The organism is Microbacterium sp. che218, from assembly GCF_040436305.1.
GTDB classification, from domain to species: domain Bacteria; phylum Actinomycetota; class Actinomycetes; order Actinomycetales; family Microbacteriaceae; genus Microbacterium; species Microbacterium algihabitans.
Genome location: NZ_AP031501.1, coordinates 2689860 through 2706910, shown reverse-complemented (window position 1 = coordinate 2706910; position 17051 = coordinate 2689860). Strand labels below are relative to the sequence as shown.

13 protein-coding genes are annotated in these 17051 nt (G+C 71.6%); 10 read left to right on the top strand and 3 right to left on the bottom strand.

Annotated features, from left to right (window positions below; translation table 11 throughout):
• Positions 1 to 28 precede the first annotated feature (28 nt).
• Both ABXS86_RS12730 and ABXS86_RS12725 read right to left on the bottom strand, forming a co-directional pair.
• Entirely contained in the window at positions 29 to 1330 is a 1302-nt protein-coding gene (locus ABXS86_RS12730; protein ID WP_307206650.1) for an ABC transporter substrate-binding protein, read from the bottom strand.
• The gene (locus tag ABXS86_RS12725) at positions 1327 to 3333 is read right to left on the bottom strand and encodes a DUF2264 domain-containing protein (RefSeq protein ID WP_353664720.1); all 2007 of its coding nucleotides are present in this window, start codon (positions 3331 to 3333) and stop codon (positions 1327 to 1329) included. The genes ABXS86_RS12730 and ABXS86_RS12725 overlap by 4 nt, the downstream gene beginning before the upstream one ends.
• A gap of 148 nt (positions 3334 to 3481) precedes the next feature.
• On the opposite strand from ABXS86_RS12725, the gene ABXS86_RS12720 reads away from it, so the two are divergent.
• From ABXS86_RS12720 to ABXS86_RS12710, 3 genes are read left to right on the top strand one after another with little or no spacing between them, the layout of a single operon-like run.
• Entirely contained in the window at positions 3482 to 5410 is a 1929-nt protein-coding gene (locus ABXS86_RS12720; protein ID WP_353664719.1) for a heparinase II/III family protein, read from the top strand.
• Entirely contained in the window at positions 5407 to 6513 is a 1107-nt protein-coding gene (locus ABXS86_RS12715; RefSeq protein WP_307206654.1) for a substrate-binding domain-containing protein, read from the top strand. The genes ABXS86_RS12720 and ABXS86_RS12715 overlap by 4 nt, the downstream gene beginning before the upstream one ends.
• Positions 6510 to 8099, top strand: coding sequence for an acyltransferase (locus ABXS86_RS12710; protein ID WP_353664718.1), 1590 nt, complete (start codon positions 6510 to 6512; stop codon positions 8097 to 8099). Before ABXS86_RS12715 ends, ABXS86_RS12710 begins: the two co-directional genes overlap by 4 nt.
• Before the next feature lie 42 nt (positions 8100 to 8141).
• On the opposite strand, the gene ABXS86_RS12705 is transcribed toward ABXS86_RS12710, so the two are convergent.
• Positions 8142 to 9185 carry a LacI family DNA-binding transcriptional regulator gene (locus ABXS86_RS12705; RefSeq protein ID WP_353664717.1) on the bottom strand — a complete coding sequence of 348 codons (1044 nt, stop codon included), beginning with the start codon at positions 9183 to 9185 and terminating at the stop codon, positions 8142 to 8144.
• Between the two features lie 113 nt (positions 9186 to 9298).
• Here ABXS86_RS12705 and ABXS86_RS12700 point away from each other — a divergent pair, with 113 nt between their 5' ends.
• The 7 genes from ABXS86_RS12700 (at position 9299) to ABXS86_RS12670 (ending at position 17050) form a co-directional block, all read left to right on the top strand.
• Positions 9299 to 10222 (top strand): carbohydrate ABC transporter permease, encoded by a 924-nt coding sequence (locus ABXS86_RS12700; protein WP_307206660.1) that lies wholly within the window; start codon positions 9299 to 9301, stop codon positions 10220 to 10222.
• Complete coding sequence (locus ABXS86_RS12695) at positions 10219 to 11154, top strand: carbohydrate ABC transporter permease (protein ID WP_373459112.1); 936 nt, start codon at positions 10219 to 10221, stop codon at positions 11152 to 11154. The genes ABXS86_RS12700 and ABXS86_RS12695 overlap by 4 nt, the downstream gene beginning before the upstream one ends.
• 88 nt (positions 11155 to 11242) lie before the next feature.
• Complete coding sequence (locus ABXS86_RS12690) at positions 11243 to 12592, top strand: ABC transporter substrate-binding protein (RefSeq protein ID WP_353664716.1); 1350 nt, start codon at positions 11243 to 11245, stop codon at positions 12590 to 12592.
• 73 nt (positions 12593 to 12665) lie between these two features.
• On the top strand, positions 12666 to 14186 hold the full coding sequence (locus tag ABXS86_RS12685; protein ID WP_307206665.1) for an alpha-N-arabinofuranosidase: 1521 nt from the start codon (positions 12666 to 12668) through the stop codon (positions 14184 to 14186).
• Positions 14187 to 14199: 13 nt separating this feature from the next.
• Entirely contained in the window at positions 14200 to 15918 is a 1719-nt protein-coding gene (locus ABXS86_RS12680) for a glycoside hydrolase family 35 protein (RefSeq protein WP_353664715.1), read from the top strand.
• A 131-nt stretch (positions 15919 to 16049) separates the two neighbouring features.
• Positions 16050 to 16613, top strand: coding sequence for a pyridoxamine 5'-phosphate oxidase family protein (locus ABXS86_RS12675; protein WP_307206670.1), 564 nt, complete (start codon positions 16050 to 16052; stop codon positions 16611 to 16613).
• Positions 16610 to 17050, top strand: a complete 441-nt coding sequence (locus tag ABXS86_RS12670) for a cupin domain-containing protein (RefSeq protein ID WP_353664714.1) — start codon at positions 16610 to 16612, stop codon at positions 17048 to 17050. Before ABXS86_RS12675 ends, ABXS86_RS12670 begins: the two co-directional genes overlap by 4 nt.
• Position 17051 lies beyond the last annotated feature (1 nt).

Sequence of the window (17051 nt, the reverse complement as noted above, 5' to 3'; positions counted from 1 at the left end):
GAAGCGGACCGGCCACCGGGGGGTGGCGTCAGCCGACGCCGACCTCGCTCTTCACGCGGTCCTGAGCCGTCTTGATGGCGTCGTCGATCGACGTCGACCCCGACATCACGGCGGTGTGCAGGTCGAGCAGGATGTTCTGCACGGCCGCGGTCTTGGCCGAGGTGGGGTTCTCCGGCTTGGTGTCGTGCGTCGACCAGGCGAAGGTCGACAGATCGTCGCTCGGAGCACCCTTGACGGCGAAGTACGTGTCGGCGACGGAGTCGCTGGTCAGCGCGGGGGTGATGCCCAGACCCGCGAGCACCTGGGCGCCGTCTTCACCGGCGGCGAAGGCGAGGAACTTCTTCGCGGCGGCGAGCTTGGTGGCATCCGCCGCCTTGTTCACGGCGAAGCCGGTCGGGTCGCCGAAGGTCACCGGGGTCTCGGAGGTCCCCGTCGTCGAGGAGTCGAACTGCGGGATCGGCGCGAAGCCCCACGAGAAGGCGTCGGCCTCGCCCTTGGCCTGCTGGGCGATGAGGGTCGCGACGTACCAGGTGCCCATGGGCATCATCGCGGTGGACTGCTTGCCGAACTCGGCCTGGTAGGTCAGCTTGTTGGCGGTGACGGTGTTGTACTCCACCTGCGCGCCCGCCGACTGCAGGTCGAGCACGCGCTCGTAGTACGGCTTCAGGTAGTCGTACTCGCCGTCGAGGATGTTCACGTCGGGGGTCTGCGCGTTGGCGAAGCCTTGGACGGTGGACTGCCAGCTGTGCTGGTAGGTGCCGAGGGCGGCGGAGCCGGCGGCGCCGAGCTTGGTGGTGAGCTCCTTCGCGGCCTTCTCGTAGTCATCCCACGTCCACGAACCGTCGGGCTCGGCGACGCCGGCCTGGGTGAAGAGGTCCTTGTTGTAGAAGAGCACCCACGAGTCCTGGCGGTAGGGCACCGCCCACGTCGCGCCGTCGACCTGGAACGCGCCGGCGCCGCCGATGCCGTCGGGCAGGCTCACGTCGGAGACGTCGGCGAGCTGGTTGCCGGCCTGGTAGGTGATGAACGACTTGAGGTTCTTCTGCGTGATGATGTCGGGGCCGGTGCCTGCGGCGAGGTCGGCCGTCATCAGGGTGTCGTAGTTGGTCGCGTCGTATTCCTTGACCTCGACGGTGATGTCGGGGTTCTCCTCGTGGAACTTGTCGGCGAGGGCCTGGAACTCCGGCGTCGTGCTGAGGCTCCAGCCCGACATCGACAGGGTCACGGGGCCCGACTCGGCGGGCGCCTCGGACGATCCGCCGCTGCAGGCGGTCAGCGACAGGGCGGCGACGATGCCCACCCCGGTCGCGACGATGATCTTGCGCTTCATGCGTGCTGCTCCTTTGCGATTGCGTTCCGGGCGCCGCTTCGGGCCCGAGAGTGCCGGTGCGCCCTACGGGAGGCTCCGGAGTCTGTGAGGGGGGTGCGCGTGCGCCGCCCGTCGGGCCACGTCACCAGCGCGGCCCCCGTGGTCTCGTCGAGGTCGAGGGTCGCGACGGTCTCGACCGGCTCGGCGGCCAGCGAGACGAGGGCCGCGAAGGGGACGCCGACGCACGCGTCCCACGAGAGCACCGGCACGGCCGCAACGGCACCGAGCGGGCTAGCGTCGCGGCGGACGACCACCTGCGAGGTCGCGTCGTCGACCAGGGCCCGGATGCCGGAGACCCGGTCGTCCGCGCGCGCCTCGGCGGCGCCGGTCGAGGTGAGGTGCGCGGGCTCGGCGGCCGCGATCGGCCACCCGCCCATGCGCAGGCGCAGACCCGACGCGTCGAGGTCGCCGGAGAGCTCGTCGACCGTCGCGATGCGGATCTCCCACGGACCGCGTACGAGCGAATGCACGCTCATGCGGCCCGCCGAACGGATCTCGCCCGCCAGCCCCGCGCCGTGGCGGTGGCCGGTGGGCGAGGGCTCGACCCAGTGCACGTCCGACACGCTCGAGGCGATGCCCACGCCGTCGACGACGCGCGCACCGAGGGGCTCGAGCGCGGTGCGGTGCGTGGCCCGCCCCGCGGCGTCGACCAGCGCGGCGGACTGCTCGAGCGGCTCGGTCCACGCGAGGTCGTCGAGCAGGGGCGAGGTGGCGGTCGAGTAGCCGATGCGGGCGTAGAGGGGCGAGTCCGCGGTGCGCGCGCCGGGGAGCGACTTGTCGGTGCCGTGGTTGAACACGCGCACGATGCCGTCGGATCGGGTGCCCGAGACGATCCACCCGGCCGCATCGATCGCGCGCAGGTCGTCGCCCTCCTCGACGGGGAGCGGCTCGTCGGCGGCGGCCCAGACGGGGTGGTCGGCGGGCAGGCAGATGCCGAGCAGGCCTTTGACCGCCCAGTACGGCGAGCCGGGGCCCGAGTAGGACTGCGCCAGGGAGCGCCACGGGCCGTGCCACCCGAGGGTGAGGACGCCCGCGGCATCCGGAGCCCCGTTCGCGGTGAAGTGGTCGATGATGCGTGCGGCGGCTCCGCGCAGACGGCCCGAGCTGGTCGAGGGAACCTCGGCCATGACACCGGCCCAGAACGGCGCCGCGGCGGCGAAACGGTAGATGAGGCTGCGGCCCTGCAGCAGGGGTGAGCCGTCGGCGCCGACGAGGTGCAGGGCGTCGAGGAGGAAGCGATCGAGACGCGCGACGTCTGCGGTGGTGCGGCCGGCGGCGAGCTCGGCGGCCCCGGTCATGCGCGGCCACAGCACCGGGTAGACGTGCAGCGCCCAGCCGACGTAGTGGTCGAAGGCGCGCTCTTCGCCGTCGGCGAGCCAGCCGTCGGTGCGGACGAACGAGTCGTGCCGTTCGAGGTCGGCGGCGATGTCGTCGGCCGACCAGGGGCCTCCGACCGAGCGGAGGAAGGTCTCGACCACGATGCGGAACCAGACCCAGTTGGTCTGCGGGTAGGTGTCGTCGCCCACGACGGGCGCGAGATAGGCGATGACCCGGGCGCGGGTGATCTCGTCGAGCCGGTCCCAGATCCAGGGGCGGGTGAGATCCAGCGCCAGGGCGAGGGAGGCCGCCTCGACCTTGGCCTGCGCGTGCTCGTCGATGCGCACCCAGCGGTCGGGGGCCGAGGGGTCGACGCCGGAGCGCACGCCGCGCGCGAAGAAGGCGATGAGGTCGTCGACGCCCTGCCCCTCGGCGCCGGCGATGCGCAGTCCCGCGAGGAGGAAGACGCGGGCGAAGCCTTCGAGGCCGTCGACGTCGCGCCCGTAGCCGCCCTCGTCTCCGGGAAACTGGATGCGACCGTGGCCGGGCGTCGCGTGCTCCTGCGCGGCGCCGAGCAGCGCGTCGGCGACGGCGAGCCAGTCGTCGCGCTGGCCGCCGGCGAGGCGGGGGAGGGCGTTCGTCGCCACGGGTTCTCCTTTGAAGACCGTCGTCCACCCGCGGGTGTGAGTGAACGATGGCGAGCGTATCAACCAAAAAAGAACACCACAACATCTTTCTTGAATGGTCCTGATCGTTTATGATCGATTTAGCGGCCCACCCCGCTGAAGGAGACCGATGTCGTTCCCGTCCCCCGTGTTCCGCGGGCCCCTCGCCGAGGTGTTCACCGCGCCCGCCGCGACCGTGCTGCGCGACCCCGACGAGGCGCTCCCCCTCCGCCCGGCGACCGACCGCGACATCTGGGCTCCCGGGGGCACCGTCGACGCCCCCGGCATCGAGGCCCTGCGCGCGACCGCGGAGGCCGAGCGGACGACCGCCTGGCCCCACCCCCGGGCGAGCGACGCCGCCCGCGTGCACCGCGACGGCGACCGGACCGCCTGGGAGGACGCCGCCTTCGCCCGTCAGCGCCGACTGAGCCGCGCCGCGGCCCTGGCCGCCGTGACCCTCGACGAGACCTGGATCGACGAGGTCGTCGACGGGGTCGTCATGCTGTGCGAGCAGAGCTCGTGGTGCTGGCCCGCGCACGACGACAGCTTCCGCGTGCACGGGGCCGTGCTCGCCACCGTCACCGACCCGTTCGTCGACCTCGGCGCCGGAGAAGCGGTGGCGCAGCTCGCCTGGATCGACCACCTGCTCGCCTCCGCCATGGACGAGCGCGCCCCGGGCTTGCGCGCCCGCGTGCGGCACGAGGCCCGCACGCGCATCTTCGAGCCGTTCCTGCGACGGCGCGACTGGCACTGGATCGGGCTCGACGGCGATGTGCACAACTGGAACCCGTGGATTCACGGCAACATCGTCGTCGCCGCGCTCCGGCTGCTCGACCAGCCCGACGAACGGGAGGAACGGGCGGCGATCATCGCCCTCGCCGTCGAGGGACTCGACCGCTACGTCGCCTCCCTCCCCGCCGACGGCGCGATCGACGAGGGCTACGCCTACTGGTGGAACGGCGCCTGCAGAGCCCTCGAGATGCTCGATGTGCTCGCCCACGCCACCGACGGGGCCTGGGACGCCACCGGCATCGCGGCCCTCCGCGAGACCGTGGCCTTTCCGCACCGCAGTCATCTCGGCGGCGACTGGTACGTCAACCACGCCGACGGGCAGGCGCGCCCGCCGGCGGACCAACCCTGGCACGCTCTGCACCGCGCGGCGCGCCGGTTCGGCGACGCGGATGCCGCCGCCCTCGCGGCCTCGCATCGTCACCACGCCGCGCCGGCCGCGACCGAGCGGGAGGGCCTCGGACGCCTGCTGCGCGGACTCACCGATCCGGATTGGCTCGCGGCGGCTCCGACCGAGGCGCCCCTCCCCCGCGACGTGTGGCTCCCCTCGACCCAGGTCTTCCTCGCCCGCGAGAGCGCGCGGACACCGCGCGGGCTCACCCTCGTCGCCAAGGGCGGCCACAACGGCGAGCACCACAACCACAATGACGTCGGCTCGTTCGTCGTCGCGGTCGACGGCGTGCCGGTCGTCGTCGACGCCGGGCGCCCCACTTACACCGCGGCCACCTTCGGCCCCGACCGCTACGACATCTGGACGATGCAGAGCGCGTGGCACAACGTGCCCGTCGTGCGCGGCACGGGTCAGCCCGCGGGAGCGGACGCCGCGGCCCGCGACGCCGCCGCCCTGATCGGCGACGACCGCTCGATCTTCTCGGTCGACCTGGCGGGGGCGTACCCCGGAGCCGGGCTCGCCGAGTGGCGACGCCGCGCCGAGCTCGACCGCGATGCCGCACGCGTCGAGATCGCCGACGACTGGCGGTTCGACGACGGCGCCTCGACCAGCGATGACACGGTGCTGCACCTCATCGTCGCCGGAGACGTCGACCTCGACGCCGGCTCGGCGCTCGTCCACCCGATCGCCGACGGCCGCGCCGTCCGCGTGCGGTGGCCCGACGGCATCGACGCGCGCGCCGAGGTGCGCGATCTCGACGACCCCCTGCTCACCGAGGTGTGGGGACCGCGACTCACGCGCCTCGCCCTGCCCCTGGCATCCCGCACCACGCTCCGGCTCACGGTAGAACTGGACACACCGACCGAGGACTCCCCATGACCGACACCACCCCGCACGCGCCCCTGGCCGCCGAGCGTCGCGCCCACATCGTGAGCGCCCTGCGCACCGAGGGAGCCGTGCGCATCTCGCAGCTGACCGAAGACCTCGGTGTGGCCACCGTGACGCTGCGGCGCGACCTCGCCCAGCTCGAGAAGGAGGGCGTGCTGCGCCGCGTGCACGGCGGCGCCGTGCCCGGCGAGGCAGCGCCCGCGCGGTCAGCGCGCGACGCCGACGGCGCCGACACCGCTGTCGGCTCGATCGCCGTGCTGGTGCCCTCGCTGGCCTACTACTGGCCCGGGGTGGTGCGGGGCATGGAAAACGCGGCCGGCCGACTCGGGTACAAGATGCTGCTGCGCGGTGCCTCGTACGAGCTGCAGGACGAACGCCCCGTGCTGGAGCGCCTAGTGACCGGCGGCGACGTGCGCGGGTTGATCGTCGCGCCCAACACCGACACCGCCCACGCCCGCGACGTCATGGCCTGGCTCGCCGACTGCCCGGTACCCAGCGTGCTCGTCGAACGCGACGCGGTGCTCGAGCCCGGCGGGACGCCGATGGAGTCGGTCACCACCGATCACGCCCTCGGCGCCCTGCTGGCCGCGCGTCACCTCGCCACCCTCGGGCACCGCAAGGTGGGACTCATCCTGTCGCGTCACTCCCCCACCTCGCGCAAGATCGCGCGCGGCTGGCAGACGGCGTGCGAGGAGCTGGAGCTCACGCCGGCCGATCACTTCGAGCAGACTCTGCCCGACCGCACGAGCCCCGACTTCTCCGCCGTCGTCAATGCCACGCTCGACTCGGCGCTCGCCACGGGGGTGACGGCTCTGCTCGTGCACTCCGACCCCGAGGCGATGGCCTTCGTCGACCTGGCCCTGACGCGCGGCATCTCGGTGCCCGACGACCTGTCGATCATCGCCTACGACGATGAGGTGGCGCAGTTGTTCACCCCCGCCCTCACCGCCGTCAGCCCGCCGCGCGCGAGCGTCGGCGAGGCGGCGGTCGAGCTGCTGGCCCGGCGCATCGCCGAGCCCGATCGCCCCGTGCACCGGGTGCAGCTCAGCCCGCGCCTGAACATCCGCGCCTCGACGGCGGCACCGCGGTCATGACGGGCCCCGCGGCCCACGACTTCTCGCCATGGACGTTCCGGAGCGCGGCGTCACCCGCCCAACAGCGGCGCCAGGGCGCGCACCTCGACGAGCTGCGCACCGCGCACCCGGACTGGTCGCTGGGCGACGAGGTGTTCGTATCGGAGCACGCCGGGGTGGATGCCGACGAGCTCACCCTCGGCGACCGCTCGTACATCGCGACGGGGGCGTACCTCACCGGGTCGGTGCGGATCGGTGCCGATTGCTCGATCAACCCGTACACGGTCGTGCGCGGCGACGTGCAGCTCGGCGACGCGGTGCGCGTGGGGGCGCACACCTCGATCATCGGGTTCAACCACTCGTTCGAGCCCGGGGTGGAGGTCTTCCGCCAACCGTTGACCTCGCGCGGCGTGCGCATCGGCTCCGACGTATGGATCGGCTCGCACGTCGTGGTGCTCGACGGCGTCTCGGTCGGCGACCACGCGGTGCTCGCGGCGGGGGCGGTCGTGACGAAGGACGTTGCCGCGGGCGCGATCGTGGGCGGCAATCCCGCCCGGCTGCTGCGGTGGCGCGTGCAGCCGGCATCCGCTGCGCCCCCTCTGCACGACGACCTGCGCCGGTTCGCCGACACCGCACGGGCCGACCTTCCCGCGATCCTCGCGACACGCGCCACCGACGACGGCTTCCGCGATCGGGCGGGCGCCGCCTCGTCACTGCGGGCGCTGTGCGACGCGGTCGAGCTGAGCGACCTGCTGACGGCTGAGCCTCCGCCGAACGGCTCGCGCGACGAATGGGTCGAGCGCATCGCGGGGCAGCAGCGAGCGCACACGGGATTGATGACGGATGCCGCCTCGCTCTGGGACGACCCCGAGGCGGCCTACGGCGTGCTCAGCGCGGGGTACGCCCTCGACCTGCTGGGCGCCGGGTTCCGGCATCCGTTCCTCGACGTCGCCGACGACGCGGCCGCCGTCGTCGCGCGTCTCGACGACCTGCCGTGGACCGACGATCCCTGGCGGGCCGGCCACCACGTCGACGCGTTCGGCACCGCCCTGCGGTGGAGCCGCCGGCGCGGCGACCCCGTCGCCCCCGGGACGGCGGAGGCCCTCTTCGGGTGGCTCGCCCTGCGCGCGGATCCCGGCACCGGCATGTGGGGCTCCGCCCGGCCCGACGAGGGACTGCGGCTGGCGGTCAACGGCTTCTACCGCGCCTCGCGCGGGACCCTCGCCCAGTTCGGCGTCGCCCCCGCCCACCCCGAAGCCGTCATCGACACGGTGCTGCGCCACGCGCGCGACGACCGATGGATGCGCCCCGACCGCCGCGACGCGTGCACGGTGCTCGACATCGCCCACCCCCTCTGGCTCACCCGGCAGACGGGGTACCGCCGCGCGGAGGTGCGCGAGCTCGCGGGCGAGCTGCTGCGTCACGCGCTCACCGGCTGGCGCGAGGGCGCCGGCGCCGCGTTCCGCCTCGACGCCGACGATCCGGGCCTGCAGGGCACCGAGATGTGGCTCGCCATCGTCTGGTACCTCGCCGACCTGCTCGAGGCCTCCGGCGCCCTGGGCTATCGCCCGCGCGGGGTGCACCGCCCGGAGCCGGCACCGCTCTGAGGCCCGCGCGAGATCGGACGGAACCCGCGTCGCCCGGGGGCGTCAGCGCGGGCCGGAGCTCGCGCGCACGACCAGCGAGGTGGGGACGAGGGTGCGGGCGTGCTCGCCGCCGGATCCCTCGATGTCGGCGATCAAGGCGCTCATGGCCTCTTCGCCCACCCGCTCGAAACGCTGACGCACAGTGGTCAGCGGGGGCCAGAAGTTCGCGGCCTCGGGCATGTCGTCGAAACCGACCACGCTGACCTCGCGCGGCACGGCTCGACCCGCCTCGTGCAGAGCGCGGATCACCCCGAGCGCCATCTGGTCGTTCGCGGCGAACACCGCCGTCACCTCGGGTCGCTGCGCGAGGTCGGTGCCGATGCGATGGCCGGACTCCGCGGTCCAGTCGCCGATGAGCACGTCGGGCACGCGGCATCCGCGTGACTCGAGGGCGGCACGCCACGCGACGCGACGACGCTCGGCGGCGAACGACTCGAGCGGGCCCGACACGTGCCAGACGCTCTCGTGGCCCAGGTCGAGCAGGTGCTCGGTGGCCAGTCGCGCGCCTTGCGCCTGATCGTTGTCGACGACCGCGTAGGGATAGTCGGCGCTGGAGTCGACGACCACGACCGGCAGCCCCGAGGGGATCGACAGCTCGTTCTCGCCGAGGCGGTGCGTCTCGATGAGGATCACGATGCCGTCGACGGCGTGTTCGCGCAGGCGCAGGAACGCCCCCGACACGTCGGACTGCGACGCGGAGTGCAGCGTGATGAGGGTGATGGAGTATCCGGATGCCGCAGCCACCGACGCGAGGGCGTCGAGGGTGCGCGTGTTGCCGTAGGAGCTGAGCGAGAACATGATCACGCCGATGCTGCGGAAGCGCCCGGAGCGCAGCGCCCGCGCCGCGCTGTTGGGGCGGTAGCCGAGGGTTGCCATCGCATCGAGCACGCGCTGCCGGGTGTCGGGATCGACGTTGGCGCGACCGTTCGCCACGCGCGAGACCGTCTGGCCCGAGACGCCCGCGGCCACGGCCACATCGGCCATCGACACTTCGCGCCGGCGCCCGCGCGGCGGGATCCCGGGCGACGTCGTCGTCGTCTCGCTCATTCGGGCCCCCTCTGGGATGTTGACGTTGACACCCTAGCGCGGACCGGGTTATGTTTACGTCAACATCCGAGCCACCCCGACCCGGATGCGCACCAATGAAGAGGCACCGGACGATGACGACCACCGCGGCACCCCCGCCCGCCCTGCGCTCCCCGAAGCGCAAGCGGCGCTCCCGTATCGACGACCGCGGCTGGCTGTTCGTGGCACCGTTCGCGCTCGTGTTCGCGCTGGTGTTCCTCGCCCCGCTCGCGTTCTCGATCTACCTCAGCCTGTTCCGCGACCAGCTGATCGGCGGCAACGCCTTCGTCGGCCTCGACAACTACGTCACCGCCCTCGGCGACGAGAAGTTCTGGGACGGCCTGGGGCGCGTGGCGATCTTCCTCGTCGTGCAGGTGCCGGTCATGCTGCTGCTCGCGCTGGCCGCGGCGCTCGCCATCGACAGCGCGCGCCTGCACGCCGCCGGCTTCTACCGCATCGTGATCTTCCTGCCCTACGCCGTTCCCGCCGTCGTCGCGGTGCTGATGTGGGGATACATCTACGGCGACCAGTTCGGCCTCACGCGCAACCTCAACGACCTGCTCGGCGGCAACGTCGTACAGCCGTTCGTGCCCGAGTGGATGCTGGTGTCGATCGGCAACATCGTCACCTGGCAGTTCGTCGGCTACAACATGCTGATCTTCTACTCGTCGCTGAAGACGATTCCGACCGAGTTGTACGAAGCGGCATCCATCGACGGCGCCGGAGCGTGGCGCACCATCTTCTCGATCAAGATCCCCGCGGTCCGCGGCGCGATCGTGATCGCGACGATCTTCTCGATCATCGGCAGCTTCCAGCTCTTCAACGAGCCGAACATCCTCAAGCCCCTGGCCCCGAACACGATCTCGACGTTCTTCACGCCGAACATGTACGCGTACAACCTCTCGTTCGCCGGTCAGCAGTACAACTACGCGGCCACGATCGCCATCATCATGGGCATCATCACGGCCGTCATCGCCTACGTCGTGCAGCTGCGCGGCTCACGTCAGGAGGCGCGATGACCACCGCGACCGCACCCCGCACCGATACCGTCAGCGTGACCGCCCCCGCGGCCCGCCGCCCCCGCGGCTTCGCCCGCAGCTCCACGCCGCGCAGCAAGAAGTCGGTCGTGCTGAGCATCGTGATGGGCCTGTATCTCCTGTACACGCTCGTGCCGCTGGCCTGGCTGCTCATCAACGCCACCAAGACCCAGCCCGACCTGTTCACCACGTTCGGCCTGGGCCCGGGCAACAGCTTCGCCCTGTTCGACAACATCGCCGCGACCCTCACCTACCGCGACGGCATCTTCGTGCGCTGGCTCGGCAACACGCTGCTGTACGTCGTCGTCGGCGCGGGCGGTGCGACCCTGCTGGCCACCCTCGCCGGCTACGGACTGGCCAAGTACAACTTCCGCGGTCGCAAGGCGGTCTTCGCGGTCGTGCTCGGCGCGATCGCCGTGCCCGGAACCGCGCTGGCGGTGCCGACCTTCCTGCTGTTCAGCCAGCTGGGACTCACCAACACCCCGTGGGCGATCATCATCCCCTCGCTCATCAGCCCGTTCGGGCTCTACCTCATCTGGGTCTACGCCTCGGACGCCATCCCCACCGAGCTGCTCGAGGCCGCGCGTATGGACGGCGCGGGAGAGTTCCGCACCTTCTTCACCATCTCGATCCGGTTGCTGACCCCCGGCATCGTCACGGTGCTGCTGTTCGCCGTCGTCGCGACGTGGAACAACTACTTCCTCCCGCTGATCATGCTGAGCGACCCGGCCTGGTACCCGCTGACCGTCGGCCTCAACCAGTGGAACGCGCAGGCGACCGGCGTCGGCGCCCAGCCGATCTACAACCTCGTCATCACCGGAGCCCTGCTGTCGATCATCCCGATCGTCGCCGCGTTCCTCGTGCTGCAGCGCTTCTGGCAGTCGGGCCTCAGCGCCGGCAGCGTCAAGCAGTGACCCCCTGACTCCCCTCCCCGCGGCATCCGTTCCGGGTCGCCGCACCTGCACCCGCACCACATCCACAACAACGAAGTAGAGGAATCCGATGACATTCATGCGCAAGGGATCCGCCGCGCGGCGGGCCGTCTTCGCCGTCGCCGCCACCGCCCTGTCGGTGGGCGCGCTCACCGCGTGCTCGGGAGGCGGCGCCGGGGGCGGTGCCGCCGGCTCGGCCGACGACATCGAGAAGGCCCTCGAGGCCGGCGGCGAGATCACGTACTGGTCGTGGACCCCCTCGGCCGAGGCGCAGGTCAAGGCCTTCCAGGAGAAGTACCCCAAGGTCAAGGTCAACCTCGTCAACGCGGGCACCAACACCGACGAGTACACCAAGCTGCAGAACGCCATCAAGGCCGGCTCCGGCGCCCCCGACGTCGTGCAGATCGAGTACTACGCCTTCCCGCAGTTCGCCCTCTCCGACTCGCTCCTCGACCTGTCGTCGTACGGCTTCGGCGACCTCTCGGGCGACTACAGCTCGGGGCCGTGGAACTCTGTGCAGTTCGACGGCAAGATCTACGGCCTCCCGCAGGACTCGGGCCCCATGGCCCTGTTCTACAACAAGGAGGTCTTCGACCAGTTCGGCATCTCCGTGCCCACCACGTGGGACGAGTACTACGCCGCAGCGCAGAAGCTGCACGCCGCCGACCCGTCGAAGTACATCACCTCCGACACCGGCGACTCCGGCTTCGCCACGAGCATGATCTGGCAGGCCGGCGGCACCCCCTTCACGACCTCCGGCACCGACGTGACCGTCGACCTGCAGGACGAGGGTTCGAAGACCTTCGCCGACAACTGGAACCGTTTCATCGAGGGCGGCCTGCTCGCCGACACCCCGTCGTGGAGCGACGAGTGGTTCAAGGGCCTCGGTGACGGCTCGATCGCCACGCTCATCACGGGCGCCTGGATGCCCGGCTCGCTCGAGGCCTCGGTTCCCGAGGGCTCCGGCAAGTGGGCCGTCGCGCCCATCCCGACCTACGACGGCACGCCCGTCACGGCCGAGAACGGCGGCGGCGGTCAGGCCGTGGTCAAGCAGAGCAAGAACCCCGCTCTCGCGGCCGGCTTCCTGAAGTGGCTGAACAACGACGAGGACAGCATCAAGATCTTCGCAGAGTCGGGCGGCTTCCCCTCCACCACCGCTCAGTTGAGCGACCCGGCGTTCGTCGACCAGGCCTCGGACTACTTCGGCGGCCAGAAGATCAACGAGGTGCTCACCCAGGCCTCGAGCGAGGTCCGCGAGGGCTGGAGCTACCTGCCCTTCCAGGTGTACGCGAACAGCATCTTCAGCGACACCGTCGGCCAGGCCTACGCCAACAAGAGCGACCTGAACGCCGGGCTGAAGACCTGGCAGGACCAGCTCGTGCAGTACGGCAACGACCAGGGCTTCTCGGTCAACAAGTAAGTCAGCAGAACACCGGGGCGGGTCGCGTGCACGCATGCGGCCCGCCCTTCCCTTCCCCGCAGGAGAGACCCGAATGACCTCCCCCACCCGCATCTCGGTCGACCGCACGGCGCTCGGAGCCGAGGTCCCCCGCCGCCTGTTCGGCTCGTTCGTCGAGCACATGGGTCGCTGCGTGTACGACGGCATCCACTCCCCCGAGCACGCCGCCGCCGACGCGAACGGCTTCCGCGCCGACGTGCTCGAGCTCGTGCGCGAGCTCGGCGCCACCGTCGTGCGCTACCCCGGCGGCAACTTCGTCTCGGGCTACCGGTGGGAAGACGGCGTCGGCCCCCGCGGCGAGCGCCCCGTGCGCCTCGAGGCGGCCTGGCACAGCACCGAGACCAATCAGGTCGGTCTGCACGAGTTCGCCGAGTGGGCGGATGCCGCGGGGCTCGAGGTCATGGAGGCCGTCAACCTCGGCACCCGCGGTGTGGCCGAGGCCGCCGACCTGCTCGAGTACGCCAACCACCCCTCCGGCACCGCGCTCAGCGACCGTCGCCGTGAGAACGGCCGCGAAGAGCCCTTCGGCATCCGCCTGTGGTGCCTCGGCAACGAGATGGACGGCCCGTGGCAGATCGGCCACAAGACCGCCGACGAGTACGGCCGCCTCGCCGCCGAGACCGCGCGCATGATGCGCTTCCTCGATCCCTCGATCGAGCTGGTCGCCGCGGGCAGCTCGAACCACGAGATGCCGACGTTCGGCGCGTGGGAGCGCAGCGTGCTGCGCCACACGGCGGGTCTCGTCGACCACATCTCGGTGCACGCCTACTACGAGGAAGACCCCTCCGACCCGGCGAGCTTCCTCGCCAGCGGCGCAGCCCTCGACCGCTACATCGGCGAGGTCGCCGACATCATCGACGAGGTCGGTGCGACCACCCCCGACGGCGGCACCATCGGCATCAGCGTCGACGAGTGGAACGTGTGGAACCAGACCCGCTGGAACGAGGTCGACAAGCCGCGCGTGTTCACCGGTGACTGGCCGATCGCCCCGCGCCTCATCGAAGACGACTACACCGTCACCGACGCGGTCGTCGTCGGTTCCCTGCTCATCACGCTCATCCGCCGCTCCGACCGCGTCTCGATGGCGAACCTCGCGCAGCTGGTCAACGTCATCGCACCGATCCGCACCGAGCCCGGCGGCGGCGCCGCCTGGCGGCAGAGCACGTTCCACCCTTTCGCCCTGACGGCCCCGGCGGCCACCGGCCGGGTCGTGCACCCCCGCGTCGAGGGAGCCACGATCGACACCGCCCGCCACGGCACCGTCGACGCGGTCGACGCCGTGGCGACCGTGGACGGCGACGCCGTGTCGGTGTTCCTCGCGCACCGCGCCCTCGACGCCGCGACCCCCGTCGAGCTCGACCTCGGCGGCGTCGCCGACGTCGAGGCGGTCGTGGTCACGATCCCCGAGGGCGGCGACCGCCACACCACCAACTCCGCCGACGGCGAGCCCGTCTCACCGGCGACCCTCGCGGTCGAGACCGGCTCCGACGGCATCCTGCGCTTCACCCTCCCCGCCCTCGCCTGGGTGCGCCTGACCGCGCGCCTCATCGACTGACCCGAAAGACACCGTGACGACTTTCTCCATCGGCGAGACCGACTTCCTGCTCGACGGGAAGCCCCATCAGGTCATCTCCGGAACGCTTCACTACTTCCGCATCCACCCCGAGCACTGGGCCGACCGCATCCGCACGGCCAAGGCGATGGGGCTGAACACCATCGAGACCTACGTCGCGTGGAACGCGCACGAGCCGGTCCGCGGCGAATGGGATGCCACCGGGTGGAACGACCTGGGCCGCTTCCTCGACCTCATCGCCGAAGAGGGCCTGCACGCAATCGTGCGACCCGGCCCCTACATCTGCGCGGAGTGGCACAACGGCGGACTGCCCGTGTGGCTGACCTCGACGCCGGGCATCGGCATCCGCCGCTCCGAACCGCAGTTCATGGAGGCGGTGTCGCAGTACCTCCGTCGCGTGTACGACATCGTCGCCCCGCGCCAGATCGACCGTGGCGGCAACGTCGTGCTCGTGCAGATCGAGAACGAATACGGCGCCTACGGCTCCGACAAGGACTACCTGCGCGAGCTCGTGCGGGTCACGAAGGACGCCGGCATCACGGTGCCGCTGACCACCGTCGACCAGCCGATGCCGTGGATGCTCGAGGCCGGGAGCCTGCCCGAACTGCACCTCACCGGCTCGTTCGGCTCGCGCAGCGAGGACCGCCTCGCCACCCTCCGCGAGCACCAGAGCACCGGACCGCTGATGTGCAGCGAGTTCTGGGACGGGTGGTTCGACTGGTGGGGCAGCATCCACCACACGACCGACCCCGCGGCATCCGCCCACGACCTCGACGTGCTGCTCGCCGCGGGCGCCTCGGTGAACATCTACATGGTGCACGGCGGGACGAACTTCGGCACCACGAACGGCGCGAACGACAAGGGCCGCTACGACCCGATCGTCACCTCCTACGACTACGACGCGCCGATCGACGAGTCGGGTCACCCCACGGCGAAGTTCCACGCGTTCCGCGAGGTCATCGCGAAGTACGCGCCCGTGCCCGACCTCGTGCCCGAGCCCCGGCCCGACGCGCCCGTCTTCGAGGTCGCCCTGTCGGGCGAGGGCGAGTGGATGCCGGCATCCACCGGTCCCGTCTCGCCCACTCCCGCGACCTTCGAGCAGCTCGCGCACCTCGGGCCCCTCGTGCGCTACGACGTCGACCTTCCCGCGTTCTCGGGCCCCGCGGCGGTGGTGTTCGACGAGGTGCGCGACCTCGCGTGGGTGCACGTCGACGGCACTCCCGTCGGTCGCCTGTCGCGGGCACTGCACGAGCGCGCGCTGACGATCCCCGCGGGCTCGCGACTGACCGTGCTCGTCGAGGACCAGGGCCGGGTGAACTACGCCGACCGCCTCGGCGAGGCGAAGGGACTGATCGGCGCGATCACCCTGAACGGCGAACCGCTCACGGGCTGGACCGCGACGCCGATCGACCTCGACACCGTCGAAGGCGCCGGCACCGGCTCGATGGGCCGGGCCTTCCTGCGCGGATCGTTCGACCTCGACGCCCCCGCCGACCTGTTCCTCGACACCACGGGGTGGGGCAAGGGCTTCGCCTTCGTCAACGGCTTCTTCCTCGGCCGGTACTGGAACACCGTGCCGCAGAACACGCTCTACGTGCCCGGTCCCGCGACCCGCGCCGGGGCGAACGAGATCGTCGTGCTCGAGCTCGAGCACGCGGTCGAACCCGTCGCGCGCTTCGTCGCCGCCCCGTCGCTCGGGCAGCTCGAGGAGTAACGCGTCACGAGAACAGGCGCATGCGCCGAGAACAGGCCGGTCCCCCGCGGATCGGCCTGTTCTCGTTGCGGCGTCCTGTTCTCGTGGCACGGCCCACGCGGAGCACGCCCGAGGAGGAGCAGGATGGGGGCATGACGATGGCCCCCTGGCTCCGCTCGCTCCCCTCCCTCACCGGGACTCCGCCGAATCCGGATGCCGAGCCCCTCCCCGACCAGCCGGAGGAGCTGTTCGAGCGGTGGATCCGACAGGCCGTCGACGCCGGCGTGGCCGAGGCGCACGGTGCCACGCTCGCGACGGTCGATGCCGACGGCATCCCGGACGCCCGCACGCTGATCCTCAAAGACCTCGGACCCGACGGGTGGGCCTTCGCCGGGCCGCGCGCCTCGGCGAAGGCAGCGCAGCTCGCCGCTCACCCCGCCGCGGCGCTGACCTTCTGGTGGCCGGCGGTGCTGCGCTCCGTCCGCGTGCGCGGGCGCGTGGTGGAGGCCTCGGCCGAGGAGTCGGCGGCGGATCTCGCCGCACGCTCGGCCGCCGCGCGCGACGGCATCGGCCCGGGCGACTGGGTGCTGTGGCGCCTCGTCGCCGACCGCGTGGAGTTCTGGCAGGGCTCCGCCGACCGCAAGCACCGCCGCACCATCTACCGTCGCACCGACGACGGCTGGCAGCTGACCTCCCCCGAGAGCGCGAACCGATGAGCGACTACGAGGTCACCGAGATCGGCGGGCTCGACGCCTGGCGCGACCACTTCGGCGGGTTCGTCCCCGCCCGCTCGCGCGACGGGCGCCGCGTGGTCGACCACGAGCTGACGATGCAGTTCATCGGCATGACCGCGAACGCCCTCGCCCCGGGCGAGGAAGCCGGATACTGGCACACGCACTCCCGCGTCGAGGAGCTGTACGTGTTCCTCGAGGGGCGCGGCCAGATGGGCCTCGACGACGACGTGGTCGACGTCGGCCCCGGCAGTGTCGTGCGGGTCGGGCAGGACGTCTGGCGCACCTGGCGCGCTCTGCCCGAGAGCGACGGCGAACTGCGGTGGCTGTGCATCCGTGCGGGCGGCGAGGCGCTCCCCCACATCCCCGACGACAGCACGCGCGACCCCGAGCGGCCGATGCCCTGGAGCCCCTCCGCATAGG

Coding starts and splice junctions, on each gene's coding strand:
- ABXS86_RS12730 (WP_307206650.1), bottom strand. CDS start 1,330: ATGAAGCGCAAGATCATCGTCGCGACCGGGGTGGGCATCGTCGCCGCC.
- ABXS86_RS12720 (WP_353664719.1), top strand. CDS start 3,482: ATGTCGTTCCCGTCCCCCGTGTTCCGCGGGCCCCTCGCCGAGGTGTTC.
- ABXS86_RS12715 (WP_307206654.1), top strand. CDS start 5,407: ATGACCGACACCACCCCGCACGCGCCCCTGGCCGCCGAGCGTCGCGCC.
- ABXS86_RS12710 (WP_353664718.1), top strand. CDS start 6,510: ATGACGGGCCCCGCGGCCCACGACTTCTCGCCATGGACGTTCCGGAGC.
- ABXS86_RS12705 (WP_353664717.1), bottom strand. CDS start 9,185: ATGAGCGAGACGACGACGACGTCGCCCGGGATCCCGCCGCGCGGGCGC.
- ABXS86_RS12700 (WP_307206660.1), top strand. CDS start 9,299: ATGACGACCACCGCGGCACCCCCGCCCGCCCTGCGCTCCCCGAAGCGC.
- ABXS86_RS12695 (WP_373459112.1), top strand. CDS start 10,219: ATGACCACCGCGACCGCACCCCGCACCGATACCGTCAGCGTGACCGCC.
- ABXS86_RS12690 (WP_353664716.1), top strand. CDS start 11,243: ATGACATTCATGCGCAAGGGATCCGCCGCGCGGCGGGCCGTCTTCGCC.
- ABXS86_RS12685 (WP_307206665.1), top strand. CDS start 12,666: ATGACCTCCCCCACCCGCATCTCGGTCGACCGCACGGCGCTCGGAGCC.
- ABXS86_RS12675 (WP_307206670.1), top strand. CDS start 16,050: ATGACGATGGCCCCCTGGCTCCGCTCGCTCCCCTCCCTCACCGGGACT.
- ABXS86_RS12670 (WP_353664714.1), top strand. CDS start 16,610: ATGAGCGACTACGAGGTCACCGAGATCGGCGGGCTCGACGCCTGGCGC.